The organism is Arthrobacter sp. PsM3 (assembly GCF_030433895.1).
GTDB lineage: Bacteria > Actinomycetota > Actinomycetes > Actinomycetales > Micrococcaceae > Arthrobacter.
This window is the reverse complement of sequence record NZ_JARUXE010000133.1, coordinates 1-416: the sequence shown is the minus strand read 5'-3', so window position 1 is coordinate 416 and position 416 is coordinate 1. Positions and strand designations below refer to the sequence as shown.

General features: G+C 64.4%; 1 protein-coding gene. It reads right to left on the bottom strand.

The features are described from left to right. Positions 1 to 108: 108 nt before the first annotated feature. Positions 109 to 416 (bottom strand): FG-GAP repeat domain-containing protein (locus tag QCD75_RS21920; protein WP_301231631.1); only part of this gene is annotated, 308 nt, incomplete at its 5' end.

The following is a 416-nucleotide window of genomic DNA, read 5'->3' as shown; positions in this document are numbered from 1 at the left end:
CGAGAGCCCCAACCACCATGGTCGGGGCTCTCCCGCATTTAACGGCCCGTCCCTTTTCAGGACCGCAGCCAGGACCCCTTTTACAGGACCGCAGCCACAGGACCCCTTTTACAGGATCGCGGTCATGGGACCCCAGCCCGAGCCGAGATCGACTCGCTTGAACCAGTCACCGACACCGTTGTTCGGGTAGAGCCAGAGCTCTCCGGTGGTGTCGCGGGCGATCACGTCGGGCCACTTGTCGCCGTCCATGTCGCCGGGTGCCGTGATGGCGTTCATGGTGTTCCAGCCGGCTCCCAGATCCACGCGCTTGAACCATTCGTTCTTCCCGTTGCCCGGGTAAAGCCACAGCTGGCCGCTGGTATCGCGGGCCACCAGGTCCACCTTGCCGTCGGCGTTGAAATCCCCGGGAGCGACGA